The 20,341-nt window shown below is 41.4% G+C and carries 14 protein-coding genes and 1 other annotated feature; of the genes, 11 read left to right on the top strand and 3 right to left on the bottom strand.

Features of this window, described 5'->3' with window-relative positions; all coding sequences use genetic code 11:
* Nucleotides 1-273 precede the first annotated feature (273 nt).
* From N1I80_RS22760 to N1I80_RS22770, 3 genes are all read left to right on the top strand, one after another.
* Entirely contained in the window at nucleotides 274-6,060 is a 5,787-nt protein-coding gene (locus tag N1I80_RS22760; RefSeq protein ID WP_340740260.1) for a DUF4073 domain-containing protein, read from the top strand.
* Between the two features lie 130 nt (nucleotides 6,061-6,190).
* Nucleotides 6,191-6,961, top strand: a complete 771-nt coding sequence (locus N1I80_RS22765; RefSeq protein ID WP_340740261.1) for a prolyl oligopeptidase family serine peptidase — start codon at nucleotides 6,191-6,193, stop codon at nucleotides 6,959-6,961.
* 90 nt (nucleotides 6,962-7,051) lie between these two features.
* On the top strand, nucleotides 7,052-7,360 hold the full coding sequence (locus tag N1I80_RS22770) for a metal-sulfur cluster assembly factor (RefSeq protein WP_340740262.1): 309 nt from the start codon (nucleotides 7,052-7,054) through the stop codon (nucleotides 7,358-7,360).
* Nucleotides 7,361-7,575: 215 nt separating this feature from the next.
* On the opposite strand, the gene N1I80_RS22775 is transcribed toward N1I80_RS22770, so the two are convergent.
* The gene (locus tag N1I80_RS22775; protein WP_340740263.1) at nucleotides 7,576-7,758 is read right to left on the bottom strand and encodes a YjzD family protein; all 183 of its coding nucleotides are present in this window, start codon (nucleotides 7,756-7,758) and stop codon (nucleotides 7,576-7,578) included.
* Between the two features lie 187 nt (nucleotides 7,759-7,945).
* On the opposite strand from N1I80_RS22775, the gene N1I80_RS22780 reads away from it, so the two are divergent.
* Together N1I80_RS22780 and fabF are read left to right on the top strand one after the other, a co-directional pair.
* Entirely contained in the window at nucleotides 7,946-8,878 is a 933-nt protein-coding gene (locus tag N1I80_RS22780; protein WP_340740264.1) for a beta-ketoacyl-ACP synthase III, read from the top strand.
* A 73-nt stretch (nucleotides 8,879-8,951) separates the two neighbouring features.
* Entirely contained in the window at nucleotides 8,952-10,187 is a 1,236-nt protein-coding gene (fabF, locus tag N1I80_RS22785) for a beta-ketoacyl-ACP synthase II (protein ID WP_340740265.1), read from the top strand.
* Nucleotides 10,188-10,759: 572 nt separating this feature from the next.
* Here the strand turns inward: fabF and trpS are convergent.
* Both trpS and N1I80_RS22795 read right to left on the bottom strand, forming a co-directional pair.
* Nucleotides 10,760-11,746 (bottom strand): tryptophan--tRNA ligase, encoded by a 987-nt coding sequence (gene trpS / locus N1I80_RS22790; protein ID WP_340740266.1) that lies wholly within the window; start codon nucleotides 11,744-11,746, stop codon nucleotides 10,760-10,762.
* Between the two features lie 124 nt (nucleotides 11,747-11,870).
* Nucleotides 11,871-12,101 (bottom strand) — a binding site (T-box leader).
* Nucleotides 12,102-12,178: 77 nt separating this feature from the next.
* Nucleotides 12,179-12,523, bottom strand: a complete 345-nt coding sequence (locus N1I80_RS22795; protein ID WP_340740267.1) for a DUF3899 domain-containing protein — start codon at nucleotides 12,521-12,523, stop codon at nucleotides 12,179-12,181.
* A gap of 239 nt (nucleotides 12,524-12,762) precedes the next feature.
* On the opposite strand from N1I80_RS22795, the gene N1I80_RS22800 reads away from it, so the two are divergent.
* From N1I80_RS22800 to N1I80_RS22825, 6 genes are all read left to right on the top strand, one after another.
* Nucleotides 12,763-14,463 carry a peptide ABC transporter substrate-binding protein gene (locus N1I80_RS22800; RefSeq protein ID WP_340740268.1) on the top strand — a complete coding sequence of 567 codons (1,701 nt, stop codon included), beginning with the start codon at nucleotides 12,763-12,765 and terminating at the stop codon, nucleotides 14,461-14,463.
* A gap of 170 nt (nucleotides 14,464-14,633) precedes the next feature.
* Nucleotides 14,634-15,563, top strand: coding sequence for an oligopeptide ABC transporter permease (gene opp3b, locus N1I80_RS22805; RefSeq protein ID WP_340740269.1), 930 nt, complete (start codon nucleotides 14,634-14,636; stop codon nucleotides 15,561-15,563).
* The gene (gene opp3C, locus N1I80_RS22810; protein WP_340740270.1) at nucleotides 15,563-16,582 is read left to right on the top strand and encodes an oligopeptide ABC transporter permease; all 1,020 of its coding nucleotides are present in this window, start codon (nucleotides 15,563-15,565) and stop codon (nucleotides 16,580-16,582) included. The genes opp3b and opp3C overlap by 1 nt, the downstream gene beginning before the upstream one ends.
* 14 nt (nucleotides 16,583-16,596) lie before the next feature.
* Entirely contained in the window at nucleotides 16,597-17,661 is a 1,065-nt protein-coding gene (locus tag N1I80_RS22815; protein WP_340740271.1) for an ABC transporter ATP-binding protein, read from the top strand.
* On the top strand, nucleotides 17,661-18,620 hold the full coding sequence (locus N1I80_RS22820) for an ABC transporter ATP-binding protein (RefSeq protein ID WP_340740272.1): 960 nt from the start codon (nucleotides 17,661-17,663) through the stop codon (nucleotides 18,618-18,620). The genes N1I80_RS22815 and N1I80_RS22820 overlap by 1 nt, the downstream gene beginning before the upstream one ends.
* A gap of 308 nt (nucleotides 18,621-18,928) precedes the next feature.
* Nucleotides 18,929-20,083, top strand: a complete 1,155-nt coding sequence (locus N1I80_RS22825; protein ID WP_445683721.1) for a putative glycoside hydrolase — start codon at nucleotides 18,929-18,931, stop codon at nucleotides 20,081-20,083.
* The last annotated feature ends 258 nt before the right edge of the window (nucleotides 20,084-20,341 follow it).

Genomic DNA, 20,341 nt, shown 5'->3' on the forward strand with positions numbered 1-20,341 from the left:
TTGGAAGATTAGTAGTACAAGAATAATGATGCCAAACTTACATAGTAGTATAAAAGGTTGGGAAAGAAGCAAAGGTTAAGAAATCTTAACCTGAAAATAGGGAAAAATGATTGGTTGGCTCTATGGTTCTATTATATGATAAAAAAGAACAGGAAATGTTGAGAAAATACAAAAATCGAGAATTCTTTTTGCTTAGGATAGCAATCCCCCGATTTTACGAAGATTTTCTACATATTATTTCAAATCAAATAAAAATTGCAAGGAGTGTGTGGAATGAAAAATAGAAAATGGATAAAAGTAATGTCCATGTTTTTAGTAGTATTGCTGATTTCGAATGGTCTACAGCTGGGACTGGTAGGAAAAGGGTATGCGATAGAAGATGATGGGATAGCGGGGGATGGAATGGAAGCAAATCCGTTCATCATAACGACCCCAGAGCAACTTGATAAAGTACGAGATAATCTAACTGCCCATTATAAGCTTGGGAATGATATTGATCTAAACGTCTCTCCTTATAATACAGGTGAGGGCTGGGAACCGATTGGGTCAGACTCTGATCAATTTGGGGGTAGTTTTGATGGCAATGGAAAAATCATTAGTAACCTTTTTATCAATAGGCCAGATGAAGAGAATATGGGGCTATTCGGTTATGTTTCTGGCCAAGTAAAAAATTTGGGACTGCAGAATGCAAATATCACAGGAAATCTAAAAGTGGGCGCCTTGGTAGGTACAAACATGGGTGGCAATATTAGTAAAACTTCTGCATCAGGAGTTGTAGAAGGTTCGCTGTTTGTTGGAGGTCTAGTAGGATATAGTACCGGAACCATTGATAAATCTCATGCGACAAGTAATGTTAGTGGACAGCAACAAAGCGTAGGCGGTCTGGTGGGGCAAAATAATGGAAGTATCAGTGAATCTTATGCCGCTGGAAATGTATCAGTATTACCAAGTACTTCATTTGTAGGTGGTTTAGTAGGTTTAGGTCACGGTTTAGTGGATAATGTTACTTCTTCTTACTGGGACAATGAAACGACCGGACAAACTACAAGTTTTGCAAGTGATGATCTATTCGGTAAGACAACTACGGAAATGATGCAACAGGCTACATTTGTAGACTGGGATTTCGGTGGCACTTGGGAAATCAATGAAGGAACAAGTTATCCAACCCTCAAATTTCAAGATAGTACTGGGGGCGCAGATACCGTTGCCCCAGTTTTAACAGCAGGAACGGCGGAACGAACTTCAGATGCAACGGCTACAGTGAAATTCACATCAAACGAAGCCGGAGAATATTATTATTCAGTTATAGCAGTTGGAGAACCAGTACCTACACTAGATACAAATGGAATTGGAGTTGCAACAACAACGGAAGAAACAATAATCAGCCTAATTGGTTTGGCTTCAGGCGTCCAGGACATCTATATTCAGGTGAAAGATGCAGCTGGTAATATCAGTATAGCTTTGAAAATAGAGATTCCTATTTATAGCGGAATGGCAGGAGAAGGAACGGAAGCGAATCCGTACATTGTTACAACGCCAGAACAGTTGAACCAAGTAAGAGACAATCTAACCGCTCATTATAAGCTTGAAAATAATATTGATTTATCGATGTATGGTGCGGATTATGATGAAGGAAAAGGCTGGATACCGATTGCCACATTTACAGGTAGTTTTGATGGCAATGGAAAAACGATTAGCAATCTTTTTATCGATAGATTGGCTGATGATTCCATAGGGTTATTTGGTAGAGTCCAAGGCCAAGGGAACATAAGTAATGTTGGATTGGTAGGTATTGATATTAAAGGAAAGCAGAACGTTGGTGGATTAGTGGGATTCAATTCTGGCACTATTAGTAGATCCTATGTTACAGGAAGTGTCATAGGTAGAAATTACACGGGAGGATTAGTAGGCTTTAACTATGGCGGAAGTGAGGTTATCAAATCCTATTCCCAGGCAACCGTTGATGGTACCACTGAGATAGGTGGTTTAGTGGGGGTAAATAGTGGAAGTATTAATGAATCTTATTCGACCGGAAAAGTGACAAGTGCTAATGGTGTTGGAGGACTTGTGAGTTTTTCCCCTGGTTCAGCTACATCATCGTACTGGGATACAGAAGCTACTGGTCAAACAACAAGTGCCGGCAGTGATGCGTCCTTCGGTAAAACAACTGTGGAGATGAAACAACAGTCCACATTTGCCGGCTGGGATTTCGATGATACTTGGAAAATAAATGAAGGGGTAGGCTATCCCGCATTCATTTGGCAAGAAGATGATGGAGGTTCGGATACTGTTGCTCCAGTTTTAACAGCAGGAACGGTAGAACGAACTTCAGATGCAACGGCCACAGTGAAATTCACATCAAACGAAGCCGGAGAATATTATTATTCAGTTATAGCAGTTGGAGAACCAGTACCTACACTAGATACAAATGGAATTGGAGTTGCAACAACAACGGAAGAAACAACAATTAGCCTATCTGATTTGGTTTTAGGTGCACAAGATATCTATATTCAGGTCAAAGATACAGCAGGGAATGTAAGTACTGCACTGAAAATTGAAATCCCTGCCCCTGCGAATGAGGAGGGTACTATTTCTTGGGATATTTATTCAGGGGGCGCTGCTGGATTAGCAGGTAAACTAACGCCAAGCCTACAGCTTAAAAGTAGTGAACAAGGGATACCTACAACAATGCAGAGTTATTCCGATAGTCATGTTGAAAGTGGTATTAGTTATACCGTTAAAAGTAGTGGTTCTAGCGATATACGACGATGGTGGTACAATCTTTTCTTTGTTCCCAATCCGCAGCCAGCTAACCTGGCAGATAAACTTATAATTGAACTTAGTGGAAATGTTTATTATTTTGGGGCAAAGTTTACTGGTACAAATAGTGGTGGGCTATTACAAAATGGGACAACGGTTAATGTCACTGTTACTGACAAACAAGGGAACTCTAAAATCTTTACTCATTCTGATCAGGGCGAAAATTATTATTTGATTCAATCAGAATTTCCAATAAGCAAGATTGAAGTAGATGCCGAAAATCAATATTCAACTTCTGGGGAAATAGTTATTGGTTCCTTTTATGATGAAATACCGCCTAATTACACAATCTCACCATCCACAAATAATCCAATCGAAGGTACGGTTACAGGTGGCGGTACGTATTTAGAAGGTGTTGAAACAATGGTTAAGGCGACACCCAACAACGGCTATGAGTTTGAAAATTGGACTGTAGAGGGAGTCACGATTTCTGACAATCCGGAGTATATTCTGAAAGCTGATAAAAACTATAATCTGATAGCAAATTTTAAACCGAAGGATTACAGCATCACTTATCATTTGAATGGTGGAACAAACGATAACAGTAATCCCACAAGTTACACAATTACAACAGAGACTATAACGTTAGGTGAGCCTAGGAGGGTGGGGTATAGCTTTGTAGGATGGCTAGAGCAGGATGCTACTGGTCAGACAGTGACACAAATTGAGAAGGGAAGTACCGGGGATAAATTACTATGGGCAAAGTGGTTACTCAATTCCATTCCTGCCCCTAATGTAACCACTGATGATGCGTTGAATATAATTATAGGCATCAATTCCACGATGGAATATCAAATAGATGACGGGGAATGGACAGCCTATGATGCATCATCTCCACCGGATTTAAGTGGAGATAAGACGGTTAAGGTGAGGGTTAGGGCTGAATCTGGAACGGGTATGCCAGCAGGAAGCATAACCACTTTACAATTTTCCACTAATATCAGTCTAATGGTTGTTGTATTTGATACTCAAGGTGGTAGTGAGGTAGGCAACAGAACGGTAAATTATAATACAACAATCGTAGCACCAACACCACCGACAAGGACAGGCTATATATTTGCCGGTTGGTATAAAGAGGTCGGCTTAATGAATGAGTGGGATTTCTCAATCGACCAGGTAACGTCGGGCACAACGCTTTATGCGAAATGGACTGTTCAAAAGTATACTGTCGATTTTAACGTAGACGGAGGAAGTATAGTTTCAAGTCAAAACATTGAGCATGGTCAACAAGCAATACAACCGACTGTGCCAACGAAAACGGGTTACACATTTGCTGGCTGGTACACGGACGCAACTTTTGGAACAGCTTTTGATTTTGTGACGACACCTATAAGTGGAGCTACAACGGTTTATGCAAAGTGGGCAATCCAAAAACATGCTGTTGATTTTAATGTAGACGGGGGAAGCAAAGTTTCGAGTCAAAATATCGAGCATGGTCAAAAAGCAACGCAACCGACCGCGCCAACGAAAACGGGTTACACATTTGCTGGCTGGTATACGGACGCAACTTTTGAAACAACTTTTGATTTTGTGGCGACACCTATAAGTGAAGCTACAACGGTTTATACGAAATGGACAATCACTAGCTACACCGTTACATTTGATTCTCAAGGTGGACATGCAATAGGCAGTACAACCGCAAACTATAATACGACAATCACAGCACCTACATCGCCAACGCGAGCAGGTTATACATTTGGCGGTTGGTACAAAGAAGTAGGCTTGACCAATGCATGGAACTTTACAACGAATTCCGTAATAGGGGATACAACGCTCTATGCGAAATGGACTGTCAATGAACCGATACCACCATCAACAGAGTCAACAGTACCATCGTCACCAACACCGACACAACCAACTGTTGAGGAAATCAATGTCGATGTAGAAATTGGAACAGCCATCACCAAAACACCAGTTAAGCGTACGACAGAACCGGATGGAACTGTCAAAGACCAAGTAACCTTCACAACAGAAAAAGTGAATGAAGCCATCGAGAAACTAAGAGAATTACAACAGGATACGGCAAGAATCATCATTCCTGATAACGAAGACAAAGTGAGTGAAGTGAATGTAACGGTTCCAAGGGAATCCGTGGATGCACTCGCTAACGAGAAAGCCAATCTAGAAATCTATACAGAAAATGTTCAAATTCGTATTCCGTACACTTCAATGCAAGATTTCGGAGAAGATTTATATTTCCGTGTTGTCCCGCTGAAAGAGCAGACACAAAAAAATGAGGTCGAAGAACGGGCTAAACAAGAAGAGAGTGTTCAAAAGATAGCCAATGGGAAAACAATTCAAGTGTTAGGTAGACCGATGGTAATTGAAACAAATATGGAAAATCGTCCAGTAACGCTAACAATCCCACTGCCTGATGCGTTACCGACGGATGAAAAAGAACGTCAGCATCTACTGGATAATCTTGTAGTTTACATTGAGCATGATGACGGTACAAAAGAAGTCATTCAAGGGAAGCTTGTTACCTATAAAGATGGTAAACAAGGGATAGAATTCGGGATAGACAAATTCAGTACGTTTACATTAATTTATGTGGAAGGGTTAGTGGATTATTCAGAGGAACAGGATGTGAACTCGCATTCTGCATATATTCAAGGATATCCAGATAAAACGTTTAAACTGAATGCCCCTGTGACAAGATCACAAATGGCAACGATGTTAGCAAGAAATAGTGGCTACACTGAAGAAGCAGACGAAACAGATTGGTATAATGATGTACCGAAAACACACGGAGCATACAACGCTATTTTAACTGTCAAAAAAATAGGAGTTATGGTCGGAGATGGCAATTCCTTCAACCCAAGCGGAAACATTACACGTGCACAAATGGCTAGAATTGTCTATAGATGGGTTCAAAATGCCTGTGAAAATGATTCGAATGCTTACGAAAAGTGTGCAAACCTTTCGAGCATTGATGGAGTCTCGTATACGGATGTTTCAAGTGAGAATTCGGCAGCCCAAGCGATTCTTGCCATTCGGAAATTCGAAATAATGGAAGGGTATGGAGACGGGACATTCAGACCTGGTGAAAAATTAACAAGAGCACAAGCTGTCAAAGTATTAAATCGTTTATATAAACGTGGTCCACTATATGGGGACTTCGAACCTAGTTTTACAGACGTCCCAACAAGTCATTGGGCATTTAGGGAGATTGAAGAAGCGGCTCGAAATCACGTGTACACTATTTCAACTGATGGTAAAGAGAATTTCGTGGAAGAATAGTTATTCAAACATGGCAAATCTGTTTCATTAGCAGATTTGCCTTTTTTTAGTATTATACTTCAAACCGTCCCTTTTGTTTTTTTAGAAAAACTTTGATAGGCTTAGTTGAAAAGGTAAAGGTGGGTTATGCGTGATTATTCGTGAAGAAAGATGGGGTCATATCCCTTTATTACATATAGTAGAAGAAGGATATCAAGACAAACAGGTGCCAGTTGTTATTTTCCTCCATGGTTTTACAAGTGCGAAAGAGCATAATTTACATTATGCCCATAATATCGCGAAAAAAGGTATTCGTGTCCTGCTGCCGGATGCACATCTTCATGGTGCTCGGGATGAGAATTTAGATGAGGTCCAGCAAAGCTTGCGTTTTTGGGAAATTGTTTTAACTTCGATTGAGGAGGTAGGCTTCCTTCGTGAAGAACTTAGGACACGTGGACTTATTGCGATGGAGAAAATTGGGTTAGGTGGAACGTCGATGGGTGGCATTGCAACGCTTGGTTGCCTGACGGTGTATGACTGGGTTGATACGGCATCGGTTATGATGGGGGCGCCTAATTTTGTTGAGCTATCCACAGCGCAAATGGCTCAATTTGAACGTGGTGGCTTTAAGTTGCCAATCACCGATGAGGAAAAACAAGGATTACTGAATACGTTATCGACATTTGATTTGGCAAACCATCCATCTGCATTGAACAATCGACCTGTTTATTTTTGGCATGGCAAACAGGATACAGTCGTGCCATATGAACCAACACGCAATTTTTATGAAGCCGTGAAAAAAGACTATGCAGCTAATCCTGAACGTTTTGTGTTTGTATCTGATGATATGGCGGGACATGCGGTATCGAGAAAGGGAATGCTGCAAGCAGCAGAATGGTTTGCTTCCTATTTGAAAGGGTGAAGCGAACTCTGGTATGATGAAGATATTAACTTGATACTGCAGGAAATCGAAATGACCTGCGTAATTGATTAAACGGAAAGAGGGATGAAGATGGATGAGGCGATGAAAGAAAGCATGATGGGTGCTCTAGAAAATGTCATTGATCCAGAGCTAGGTGTCGATATTGTCAACTTAGGACTTGTTTACGATGTTGAGTTGGACGAAGCGGGTACGTCAAAAGTGACGATGACACTTACATCAATAGGCTGTCCAATGGGGCCGCAAATTATTGCGAATATAAAACAAGAACTGATGGAGCTTCCAGAAGTTAAGGATGTAGATGTCAATGTGATCTGGAATCCACCATGGTCAAGAGATATGATGTCGCGCTATGCAAAAATGGCGCTCGGTGTACGATAAGTAAATAGATAGATGTGGCTGTATGACTGATTCCAGGTCGTACAGCTTTTTTTATTTTAGAACGATACCTAGTTTTGGGTAATACTGTTTAAGAAGGAACCAAAGCAGGGGGTTAAAGCCAAACTGAATCAAATTGTTATTTTATATTCATCAAGGAATTTTGCTAAAGCAAACAAAAAACCATCTCCGCCGAGGGAGATGGTTTTTGTTGTTGATTAATGATCAGCAATCTCGCCTTCTGGCAAAGCCTCACCAATGAAGATGACTAATAGCGCGGCGACAACCGCAACGATTATACCTGCTGAAAAATTGAACTCAACGTTGGCGATTGATCCGGCAACGTAGTTTAACATCGCGACTAAAGCGAAAGCCCAAAAGAGTGTCATGATATATCTCATTGAATTCACCTCTACAATATTATTTCATCCTTCATCATATCATAGCGAGCCTATTGGAGAAACAAATATCCACGTAAATAGTCACTTTATTTGACTAAAAAGTGTCGGTGGGTTGTAAAATGTGCGCATTTCTTTTATGATTGATACCAGGTACTAATAATAGATGATAAGAACGGGAGATGTTGGTATGAATGCTGGTCTTATTGGCGTCGGTAAATACGTACCGTCACAAATTTTGACGAATGCGGACCTTGAAAAACGTATGGATACATCGGATGAATGGATTCGAACGATGACCGGTATAGAAGAGAGACGGATTGCGGATGATTCAATGGATACATCTGACATGGCTTATAATGCAGCGGTAGAAGCGATTCGACATGCTGGGATTAAAGCAGAGGAAATTGGCTTAATACTTGTTGCGACAGTTACACCGGATCGTCCATTTCCGTCTGTGTCAACGATGATACAAGAACGTTTAGGCGCAAAAAATGCTGCTGCAATGGATATTTCTGCGGCATGTGCGGGCTTCATGTATGGAGTTGTGACAGCGAAGCAGTTTGTGGAGTCAGGTGTCTATGATTATATACTTGTTGTAGGCGTTGAAAAATTATCTAAAATCACGGATTGGGAAGATCGCAATACAGCTGTTTTATTTGGCGATGGCGCTGGAGCGGCAATTGTTGGTAAGGTAAGTGAAGGTCGAGGAATTTTATCATTTGAACTTGGAGCGGATGGCAGTGGGGGGAAACATCTGTACCAAGATAAGTATCTTCATATGAATGGTCGCGAAGTATTTAAATTCGCTGTTCGTCAAATGGGTGAATCAGCTGTCAATGTTATTGAAAAAGCAGGACTGGAGAAGGAAGATGTCGATTTCTTAATTCCACACCAGGCCAATATCCGTATTATGGAGGCTTCTCGTGAGCGTCTTGGCTTACCGGTTGAAAAGATGTCGAAAACGGTTCATAAATATGGCAATACCTCGGCAGCCTCGATTCCAATTTCACTTGTTGATGATTTAGCTGAAGGTCGAGTGAAGGATGATGATATACTTGTGATGGTCGGATTTGGTGGAGGTCTCACATGGGGTGCTTTGTGCATTAAGTGGGGAAGATAATTGATTGTAATAAAAACAATGGGGAACTATGGGGAATGGGTTCATTAATTAGGTAGAAGGGAAGTATTGTCACATGGAAAAAAGACGTGTAGTAGTAACAGGAATCGGAGCTATTTCTCCGGTCGGGAATTCAGCTGAGGAGTCATGGCAATCGGTTTTAGCAGGGAAATCTGGTGTTGGGCCATTAACGAGGCTCGACAGTGAGCAGTTTCCAGTGAAAGTAGCGGCAGAAGTAAAGGATTTTGATATAGAAGAATATATTTCGCGTAAAGATGCGCGTAAAATGGATCGTTTCACACATTATGCGCTAGCAGCTTCCGTTATGGCTATGAAAGATGCCAATCTTGAACTTGAGGGTGACTTGGCATTGCGGACGGGTGTTTGGATTGGCTCTGGAATCGGTGGAATGGAGACACATGAACAGCAATTCAAGACATTCCTTGAAAAAGGCTATCGTCGTGTCAGTCCGTTTTTCGTTCCGATGATGATTCCAGATATGGCTTCGGGTCAAGTATCGATTCATCTGGGTGCGAAGGGCATTAACTCTTGTACGGTAACAGCTTGTGCGTCTGGTACAAACTCTATTGGAGATGCGTTTGAAGTAATTCGCCGTGGAGATGCAGATGTGATGATTACGGGCGGAGCGGAAGCACCGATTACGACGATGTCGGTTGCTGGTTTTTGTGCCAATACTGCGTTGTCATTGAATCCGGATCCGGCGACGGCTTCACGTCCATTCGATGCAGAGCGTGATGGTTTTGTAATTGGTGAAGGTGCGGGTATTTTGATTCTTGAAGAATATGAACATGCAATAGCTCGCGGTGCGAAAATCTATGCTGAACTAGTTGGCTATGGTTCAACAGGCGATGCGCATCATATTACGGCACCAGCTCCAGGTGGAGAAGGCGGTGCACGCGCAATGGCACAGGCGATTGAACAAAGTGCTGTTAATCCAAATCAAATTGACTATATCAATGCACATGGAACAAGTACGCCGTATAATGATTTATTCGAAACAATGGCGGCGAAAACGGTTTTCGGCGAGCATGCGTATAAGCTTGCGATGAGTTCGACGAAATCCATGACAGGCCATTTACTTGGTGCGGCAGGTGGACTGGAAGCAATTTTCACAGTGAAGGCGTTGCAGGAAGGCATTTTGCCTCCGACAACGAATTTTGTCAATGCAGATCCAGAATGTGATCTTGATTATGTGACAGAAGGTGCACGTAAAGCGGACATCGAGTATGCGATGAGCAACTCACTAGGCTTCGGCGGACATAACGCATCACTTGTTTTTAAAAAGATCTAATTTGAATTAAGCTAAGGCGTCCTGTTAGATGGGGCGTCTTTTTTTGATTTGATTGGGACGGGGGAGTTTGCCCTTAGAGTTTCCCGGCTTACTCTGACAGTTCGGTGCTTTACTCTTACAGTTAGCCGACTTACCCTGACAGTTCGCGTTTACTCTTACAGTTTCTCGACTTACTCTGACAGTTCAGTGCTTTACTCTTACAGTTAGCCGACTTACCCTGACAGTTCGCGTTTACTCTTACAGTTCCCCGACTTTCTCTTACAGCTCAGCGTTTTACTCTTCCAGTTTTCGAACTTACCCTGACAGTCCCCCAGCCCTCTCAATAATAAAAGCCCCCTTCGTCTAAAAGGGGGCCATGCCGTCATATAATTAAAGAAAATTCAAAGGACGATGTACAATGACACGCCTGTTCCTGTTTCTTATCAGTTATGGACTAATTGTCGTTACGGTATCGAATATGATTTTGTATATTAATTACAAATCGCTCGGCTATGAATGGCGACAGATCATCTACTTCATTATGCATACTGCTGATTTCATACTCTTTGTACTAGCGGCAATCACGCTAATTCTTACCGTTTACGTCCGAGTCCCATCGCGGCTTCCATCCTCCCGAGGGTAGCGGATGCGATGGCATGGGCTTTTGCTGCACCTTTGTCAAGAATGTCATCAAGGACAGGTGATTCAAGAAGCTCGTAATATCTTTCCTGAATTGGAGCCAGATGGTTGATGACTGTTTCAGCAACGCCTGCTTTGAATGCACCGTAGCCGAGTCCTTCATATTTCGCAACAAGATCTTCAATAGAAACGCCGCTAAGTGCCGATTCAATTGTGAGCAAGTTTGAGACGCCAGGCTTATTTTCTACGTCATATGCTACAACACCGTCGGAATCGGTGACTGCACTTTTAATTTTTTTCTCAATTTCTTTTGGTGTATCTAGAAGAGAAATTGTGCCTTTTTTATTCGGATCGGATTTACTCATTTTTTTCAAAGGTTCTTGAAGCGATTTAATGCGTGCACCGTTTTTCGGAATGCGAATTTCAGGAATCGTTAGTACTTCCCCGTAACGTTTGTTAAAGCGCTCGGCCAGATCACGTGTCAATTCAACATGTTGCTTCTGATCATCACCGACTGGAACGATATCCGTGTTATATAGAAGAATATCGGCAGCCATTAATGGTGGATATGTGAGAAGTGCCGAAGAAACGCCTTCTTTTCCATCTGATTTGTCTTTGAACTGTGTCATGCGCTCCAGTTCTCCAATATACGAAATGCATTGCATAATCCATCCAGCTTGTGCGTGTGCTGGGACTTCGGACTGGATGAACAATACTGCTTTTTCTGGATCAATGCCAGTTGCTACATAGAGTGCAGCGAGCGAACGGATTGCTTTTGCCAACTCCGTTGGATCTTGTTGAATGGTAATCGCATGCTGATCAACGATACAAAATAGGCATTGCTGTTCGTGTTGTAACTCTGTAAATTGTCGGAACGCCCCGATGTAGTTGCCAAGCGTTACGATGCCTGTCGGCTGTACGCCTGAAAAAATGGTTTTCATGAATAAATCTCCTCCAATTTTAATAACTGCCGCGGTTAAAGTGCGCGACGTCCTGTCGCAATAAAGAAGGATTGAACTGATCCTCTCCCCCCTGTAGGCGCAAAAAAACACCAGCCGTCCCCGTAAAAGGGACGACTGATGCTTCATCAACCGTGGTACCACCCGAATTGCCCGAAGGCCACTCAAATTCCCTTAACGCGGGGGACGTGACAAGCTACTAGGGAGTCTAAAACTCCGTGAATTTCACTTGCCAGGCTCAGGAACCCATTCCTCCAGTATCGTTTACCTGTTTGCACCAACCACAGGTTCTCTATAAAAACGACTGCTGAAATACTATTTCCCTCATTGCCATTCGCTCAACTGTTTTCAAAATTATAATACAATGATGCCAAGTTTGCAATAGGCGTAACTTGATTCTATTCGTTTCATCTATTAGAGGTAAAAAATAACAAGCCCAATGCCCATGACAAATAAGACAAGAGCACCACTTCCTATTAAAGGTGAGACAGGTGCTGAAAAAACTTCAGAAGGCTTTCGCATGGACGTGATATCTTTCATCCGGCGTTTCGGCGTTACAGCTTTCCTCATTGTGACAGTGAATACATCAAAAAAACCAGTTGAGAAAACAAAAGAAACTAGACCGATAAAAATAATAGTTCCTCCAACAAGGAATGATGAATTTATATAAGAGAGTAATGTCATCTCCTTAAAATAAACAAGCATAATGAAGATACTTATAATTTGTGCAATAAAGAAATTTCTACTAATTTTATTCAAATTTTCACCTCAATTCAGAATAATAGTATAGCTTTTTAATCGAAAAATCAATAATTTCGATTCCCGAACAAAATCAGAAATATTGGAATATAACGTTATAAACGTTGATATAATCATCTTCTTAATGATAAATCTGTCATAGAACACTACGAAATTCTAAAAAGGTATGTACAACTGAAATAATCATTGTATAATATTATTGTAAGTAGTTTTCAGATAATTTTGAGGAGGTTATTGATTTGAAAAACCACAAATTTATGTGGCTTATGAGCATTTTGCTCGTATTAAGCGCATTCCTTGCAGCGTGTGGCGACAAAAAAGAAGAAGATGCAGGCGCTAAAGATCCGGTTAAGGAAGAAGACAAACCGGCAAGCGAAGCACCAGCGGAAGAGCTTCCACAGGTATTGAACTTGATTGAATTGGCAGAAATTCCATCTGTTGACTCATCACTTGCAGAAGATGCTGTTGGTTTCAACGTATTGAACAACATCATGGAAGGACTTTACCGTCTAGATGCAGACAGTATGCCAACACCTGGTATGGCTGATGGCGACGCTGAAATTAGTGAAGACGGACTAACGTACACGTTCAAAATACGTGATGCACAATGGTCGAATGGTACACCTGTTACAGCACATGACTTCGTATATGCTTGGCAACGTGCTGTTGACCCAGATACTGGTTCTCCTTATGGACCATTCTTGATGGCTGGTATGATTAAAAATGCAACTGAAATCGGTGAAGGAACTGCTGAACTAGCAGATCTTGGCGTTACAGCAGTAGATGACAAAACACTTGTTGTTGAGCTTGAGCGTCCAGTGGCTTACTTCTTGTCACTTATGTCATTCGGTACATTCTACCCACTTAACGAAGAATTTGTAACTGAACAAGGCGATGCATATGCAACGACTTCTGATAATATGATTTATAACGGTCCATTCGAACTATCTGCTTGGGATGGAACAGGTAACTGGAAATATGTTAAAAACGAAAAGTACTGGGATGCTGCAACAGTACAACTTGAAGAAATCAACGTTGACGTTGTAAAAGAAACTTCAACAGCTGTTCAATTATATGAACAAGGTAAAAAAGACCGTGTAACACTATCGGCTGAATATGCAATGCAATATCAAGATGATCCAAACGTTATCAATGAGCTTGAAACAGCAGTATTCTATTTCAAACTTAACCAAGAACGTAATGGTGAAGCTACACCATTTGCAAACGCAGACATCCGTAAAGCATTTGCACGTGCGTTTGACAAAGAAGAAATGGCAGAAGCAGTACTTGCAAACGGTTCTATCGCGGCTAATTTCCTAGTTGCAAAAGAATTCACATATGATGAAAACGGTAAAGATTTCCGTGAGCTTAGTGGAGAGCACACTGCTTATAATCCAGAAGAAGCACAAGAGTACTGGGCAAAAGGTCTAGAGGCACTTGGTGTAGATAAATTAGAAATTGAAATTCTTGGCGGAGACACTGAAAACGCTAAGAAACAACAAGAATGGTTCAAATCACAATTTGAGAAAAACCTTCCAGGTTTGACAATCAAATTAAAAGAAGTACCATTCTCTGTACGTCTTGATCTTGACAATGCTAGTGACTATGACGTTCAATCAGCTGGATGGGGCCCTGACTTCCAGGATCCAATTTCGTTCATCGAATTGTTTGTAACAACTAGTCCACAAAACAAAATGAACTACTCTAACGCTGAATACGATGCACTTGTTGAATCTACAAAAACAACACTTGCAAACGATCCAGTTGCACGTTTTGAAGCATTCGCAAAAGCTGAAAAACTTCTTCTTGACGAAGATACAGCTGTAGTTCCACAGTACCAACGTGGAAGAATGGTTCTTATGAATCCTAATGTAAAAGGTCTTGCTACACACCCATTCGGTGGAGACTATAGCTACAAATGGACATATATCGCTGAATAAGCAAAGTAAGAAATTGAAAGTTTGAAATCACATAGAAAAGAGAGTATATGGTCGCTATTGTCCATGTACTCTCTTTTTCAATGAGAGTGAACTATCTCAAAATTCATTGTATTTTTTGTTTGAATTGAAAGTTATTTCGAGTACATTGAAGATATCCAGGAGGTGCAAACATGGCAAAGTATATTACAAAACGTATAGCTTATATGTTCCTATCACTATTTCTCATTGCGTCATTTACATTTGTGCTTATGAAAATGCTTCCAGGGTCCCCGTTAGCTTCCGCAGCAAAATTATCCATTGAGCAAAGAGAGGCTGTCTATGAAAAGTATGGCTTGAATGATCCAATTCCGGTGCAATATGTCCGGTATATGGGGAACCTGGCTAAAGGCGACTTCGGTGAATCATTCCAATATAAAAATATCGATGTAAAGGATTTAATCATCAAAAAGTTAAAAGTCTCGACTCTTCTAGGTACCCAAGCACTTATTTTTGGGACATTGATCGGTATTGTTCTAGGAATGATTGCAGCTTTAAAACAAAACACAGTTTGGGATTACGGCAGTACAATTATAGCGATTATTGGGATATCGGTTCCCTCGTTTGTTTTCGCAGTACTGTTACAATATGTCTTTGCAGTGCACTTTGAATGGTTACCGGTTGGGTTATGGGAAGGATGGAAATCGAGTATTCTACCATCTATCGCATTAGCTATGGGACCTATCGCAATCGCAGCAAGATTTATCCGAACTGAAATGATTGAAGTATTAAGCTCGGACTATATTTTATTGGCAAAAGCGAAGGGCGCCAATGGGTTTGAAATCGCTTTCAAGCATGCGTTCCGTAATGCGCTTATTCCGCTTATTACGATACTTGGTCCAGTTGCAGCAGGATTATTGACAGGATCATTGGTCGTTGAGCAGATTTTCGCGGTACCAGGTATTGGTGAACAGTTCGTAAAATCTATCCATACGGATGATTATGCGATTATTATGGGTACGACGATGTTCTTCTCCATTTTCTTGATTGTAATTATTTTAATTGTGGATATTCTTTATGGGATTATTGACCCGCGTATCCGTTTGTCTGGAGGTTCCAAGTAATGACGAATAATATGGAGAAATTCCCAAAGGATTCATTTGAACGGATTACAATTGATAGTTCACATGCAGAGAAAATTTCAAAACCGAGTTTGAGCTTTTGGCAGGATGCTTGGCTGCGTATCCGTAAAAATAAAGCAGCGATTGTCAGTATGTTTATCCTGATTTTTATCTTGTTCATGGCTTTTGCTGGGCCATTTATGGTTGAACATGATCCGGAGGAAGTCAGAGTACCGCATGCTAATTTACCTCCTAAGGTGCCTGGGCTTGAAAAGTTAGGGATTTTTGATGGGGTCGGTAAACTGGGTTCAAAAACACTTGACCTTTACGAAGTAAAGAAAGTCGATGAGTACTATTGGTTTGGGACAGATAGTCTTGGGCGTGATTTATTTTCACGAATGTGGAAAGGGACACAAATTTCCTTACTTATTGCTTTTGTAGCAGCCGTCATTGACGTAGTGATAGGTGTTATTTATGGGGGGATTTCCGGTTATTATGGGGGTAGAACCGATGATATTATGCAACGTATTGTCGAAATATTGATTGGAATTCCAACGCTAGTCATTGTTATCCTCATGATTTTGATCATGGAGCCAGGGATTTTATCAATCATCATTGCGATATCGATAACCGGTTGGATTGGGATGTCACGGATTGTGCGTGGACAAGTGCTGAAGTATAAAAATTTAGAATTTGTCTTGGCAGCTAAAACACTTGGTGCTAGTGATACACGGATTATTGGTAAGCATTTACTGCCGAACTTGATGGCGATTATTATCATTAATATGATGTTCACGATTCCAACTGCTATTTTCTTTGAGGCATTTTTAAGCTTCATTGGGCTTGGGCTTCAAGCTCCACATGCATCTTTAGGAACGCTTATTAATGATGGTTATAAGTTCCTATCTTATCAGCCGTATATGCTGTTTTTCCCAGCAGCTCTTTTGAGTTTACTAATGATTGCGTTCAACTTAATCGGAGACGGCTTGCGTGATGCACTGGATCCGAAAATGAAAGATTAAAGGAGGAAAGCAAAATGGAGAAAATTGTTGAAGTGAAAAACCTGGAGCTTTCCTTCCATACATTTGCAGGTGAAGTGAAAGCCATCCAAGGCGTTAACTTTGAAGTGTTTAAAGGGGAAACGCTTGCCATTGTTGGGGAGTCGGGGTCTGGTAAATCGGTGACGACAAAGTCGATTATGCGACTGCTACCGAAATCTAGTACGGAATATAAAAATGGTGAGATTTTATTTGACGGTAAGGATCTGTTGAAGATATCTGAAAGAGAGATGCAAAAAGTTCGCGGGAAAGATATTTCAATGATTTTCCAGGATCCAATGACGTCACTCAATCCGACGATGACAATTGGTAAACAGATTATGGAGCCCCTATTCAAGCACCAAAAGCTGAGCAAAGCAGAAGCGTGGAAGAAATCAGTTGAATTGTTAGGGCTTGTTGGTATGCCGCAACCAGAAATGCGTATGAAGCAATACCCACACCAATTCTCAGGTGGTCAGCGCCAGCGTATTGTCATTGCTGTAGCACTTGCGTGTAATCCTAAGCTTTTGATTGCAGATGAGCCAACAACAGCGCTAGACGTAACGATTCAAGCACAAATTTTAGAGCTGATGAAGGATTTGCAGAAGAAGATTGATACATCGATTATCTTTATTACACATGACCTTGGCGTTGTTGCCAATGTTGCAGACCGTGTAGCAGTTATGTACGGTGGGCGTATTGTGGAAGTCGGTACGGTAGATGAAATCTTCTACAACCCGCAACATCCTTATACATGGGGGCTATTGAGCTCGATGCCATCGCTTGATGCAACAGAAGAGAAGTTGTATGCAATTCCTGGAACACCACCGGACCTATTGGACCCTCCTAAAGGGGATGCATTTGCACTGCGTAGTGAATATGCCATGAAAATCGATATGGAAAAAGTTCCACCATTCTTTAAGGTGAGTGAAACGCATTACGCTGCAACATGGTTGTTACATCCAGATGCACCACCCGTGGATCCGCCGGCAGCAATTATTGAACGGATGAAGAGATACCCAGCTAGTCGCTATTACGAAGGCAATGCAGGAGGTGTTCAGTAGTGGCTGAAAAATTACTTGAAATTAAAAGTTTAAAACAGTATTTTAACGTTGGTAAAAAGAATGAAGTACGTGCGGTTGACGGCGTTACTTTTGATATTTATAAGGGTGAAACGCTCGGTCTTGTGGGAGAATCCGGCTGTGGTAAATCCACAACAGGCCGCAGTATTATCCGTTTGTATGATGCAACAGGTGGGGAAGTCATTTATGATGGCGTCAATGTTCATGCAAAGAAATCGAAAACAGAGCTGAAAGCATTTAATCGTAAAATGCAAATGATTTTCCAGGATCCATATGCATCGTTGAATCCTCGTATGAAGGTGCTGGATATTATTGCAGAAGGGTTGGATATTCATGGACTTGTTAAAGGGCCGAAAGAACGTACGGCGCGCGTCCATGAGCTACTCGAAACGGTTGGATTGAACCGTGAGCACGCCAATCGTTATCCGCATGAGTTTTCCGGTGGTCAGCGTCAGCGTCTTGGGATTGCCCGTGCATTAGCTGTTGAACCAGAATTCATCATTGCAGATGAGCCAATTTCTGCTCTAGACGTATCCATTCAAGCGCAAGTCGTTAACTTGTTGAAAGAGCTTCAAGAAGAAAAAGGCTTGACGTATTTATTCATCGCGCATGATTTGTCGATGGTTAAATATATTTCAGATCGAATTGGGGTTATGTACTTTGGGAAGCTGGTTGAGATTGGACCAGCAGAAACGATATACACGGCACCTTTGCATCCATATACACAGTCACTGTTATCAGCTATTCCATTGCCAGATCCTGATTATGAACGCACTCGAGTACGTAAGGGCTACGATCCGAAAGTACATGAGTATGGTCCGGACGAGGAAGTTACTATGCGCGAAGTAACACCAGGACATTTTGTTCTTTGTTCACAGCGTGAATTTGATACGTTTAACTTGATTCAGCAGAAATCTACCACTTCTATAAGTGGGGGATGAATGCTAGAAGAGCATTTCAATCAGAGGGAGTTCGAACTCCCTGCTGATTCAAGTTAAGCCTCCGGCGGATGTTAGGGATTTTGAGGGGAGTGAATTGCGCTGTGCACAATTCAAAATCCCAACGCAATTACGCCGAGGCGCAATTGATCAAATAATCATAGGGAGGGCCGGTTTTCGATAAGAGAACCGGTCTTTTTGCATTGTTCGCTATTATTCGTATGTTTGCTTTGTTAGAATAGGTAAATAGAGAGGTTGGTGTAAATGTGAAAGTGATGAAATGGATGTCTGTGTTGCTGTTCGCCGCTGGAATGGCCATTCCGATGGTGGCATCTGCTGAAGATGATGAAGAAGATTTTGCACAACGTACATATGGATTTGCAACAATTGATGACCAACTCATCGCATCGTCAACGCTGTTCCGTTATGATTCTGGGCTAACATTTACGTATCCGGATGCGGTACGCGGAGTTTACGTAACAGGGCACTCAGCAGGTGGAGAGCGTTTCTCGTACTTGACAAATTTACTAGATACGACAGATTTAAACGCGATGGTCATTGATATTAAAGATGATTATGGCTATATTACCTATAAACCTGCCGATGATTCTCCGCTCAAAGCGATGGATATTGGTAAGCCCTACATAAAAGATCCGCAAGCTATGCTGAAAATACTTGAAGAAAAAGAGATTTATCCGATTGCGCGAATTGTCGTCTTTAAAGATAGTGTGCTAGCAGAAAAGCGTCCTGAGCTGTCCTTTTTGGATGGTGATACCGTATGGAAAAATGGGCGGGGGGAGTCCTTTGTTAACCCGTTTATGAAGGAAGTATGGGATCATAATGTTGCCATTGCAATTGAGGCCGCTAAAATGGGCTTTCAGGAAATCCAGTTCGACTATGTTCGTTTTCCAGAAGGATTTGAAAAGCGTCATGATACATTGGAGTATACGTTCGAGTCCTACGAAGAGTCGAAACTCGATCCTGTCCAAAGACGTGTGGAAGCAATTACAGACTTCGTAGCGTATGCAAGAGAGCAATTGAAGCCTTATGGAGTCCAAGTATCCGTCGATATTTTTGGCTATGCAGCAACGCTTCCTGAAGCTCCTGGGATTGGTCAGAACTTCGCGAAGATATCCGAAAATGTAGATGTCATTTCATCAATGATTTACCCAAGTCATTGGACGTCATATTTCGGTATTGCAAAGCCTGATCTAGAACCGTACAAGCTCGTTTCAGCATATGCCGAAGTTGAGAATGCGAAATTAGCCGAACTCGATAATCCACCGGTTTCCCGACCGTGGATTCAAGATTTCAGTGCGTCTTGGCTAGGTAAAGGGAATTATTTGCGCTATGGTAAGGCAGAAGTCGAGGCACAGATTAAAGGATTGAAGGATAATGGCATTAACGAGTATTTATTATGGAATGCAGGCAATCGGTATTCAGAGGGCGTTAATTATAAACCGTGAACCTTCGGCAGAAGTAAATTTACTAGAGTCATATTGCTGTTCCTGGTGCTAGAGTTTACCGTTTTTTCATTAGTAAATCATTAGGACGCTACCTAAAATTAGTGGTTTCATTATACAATAAAAATAAATAGCCATTCCTAGATTTTTATCGTAGGATGGCTATTTGTCTTGCTGTTTTTTGTTTACCTAGTTAAACGTGTAGTTACAGTTCAATAGGCCGGTAGTGAAATTAGATTACTAGTGGGAATGTACTAACTA

This window comes from Sporosarcina sp. FSL K6-3457, assembly GCF_038007285.1.
Taxonomy (GTDB): Bacteria; Bacillota; Bacilli; order Bacillales_A; family Planococcaceae; genus Sporosarcina.

Excerpts from the sequence above, each read along its gene's own strand:
- N1I80_RS22770 (WP_340740262.1), top strand. The coding sequence starts at position 7,052 with ATGGATGAGGCGATGAAAGAAAGCATGATGGGTGCTCTAGAAAATGTC.
- N1I80_RS22815 (WP_340740271.1), top strand. The coding sequence starts at position 16,597 with ATGGAGAAAATTGTTGAAGTGAAAAACCTGGAGCTTTCCTTCCATACA.
- opp3C (WP_340740270.1), top strand. The coding sequence starts at position 15,563 with ATGACGAATAATATGGAGAAATTCCCAAAGGATTCATTTGAACGGATT.
- N1I80_RS22825 (WP_445683721.1), top strand. The coding sequence starts at position 18,929 with ATGGCCATTCCGATGGTGGCATCTGCTGAAGATGATGAAGAAGATTTT.
- N1I80_RS22780 (WP_340740264.1), top strand. The coding sequence starts at position 7,946 with ATGAATGCTGGTCTTATTGGCGTCGGTAAATACGTACCGTCACAAATT.
- opp3b (WP_340740269.1), top strand. The coding sequence starts at position 14,634 with ATGGCAAAGTATATTACAAAACGTATAGCTTATATGTTCCTATCACTA.
- trpS (WP_340740266.1), bottom strand. The coding sequence starts at position 11,746 with ATGAAAACCATTTTTTCAGGCGTACAGCCGACAGGCATCGTAACGCTT.
- N1I80_RS22775 (WP_340740263.1), bottom strand. The coding sequence starts at position 7,758 with ATGAGATATATCATGACACTCTTTTGGGCTTTCGCTTTAGTCGCGATG.
- fabF (WP_340740265.1), top strand. The coding sequence starts at position 8,952 with ATGGAAAAAAGACGTGTAGTAGTAACAGGAATCGGAGCTATTTCTCCG.
- N1I80_RS22760 (WP_340740260.1), top strand. The coding sequence starts at position 274 with ATGAAAAATAGAAAATGGATAAAAGTAATGTCCATGTTTTTAGTAGTA.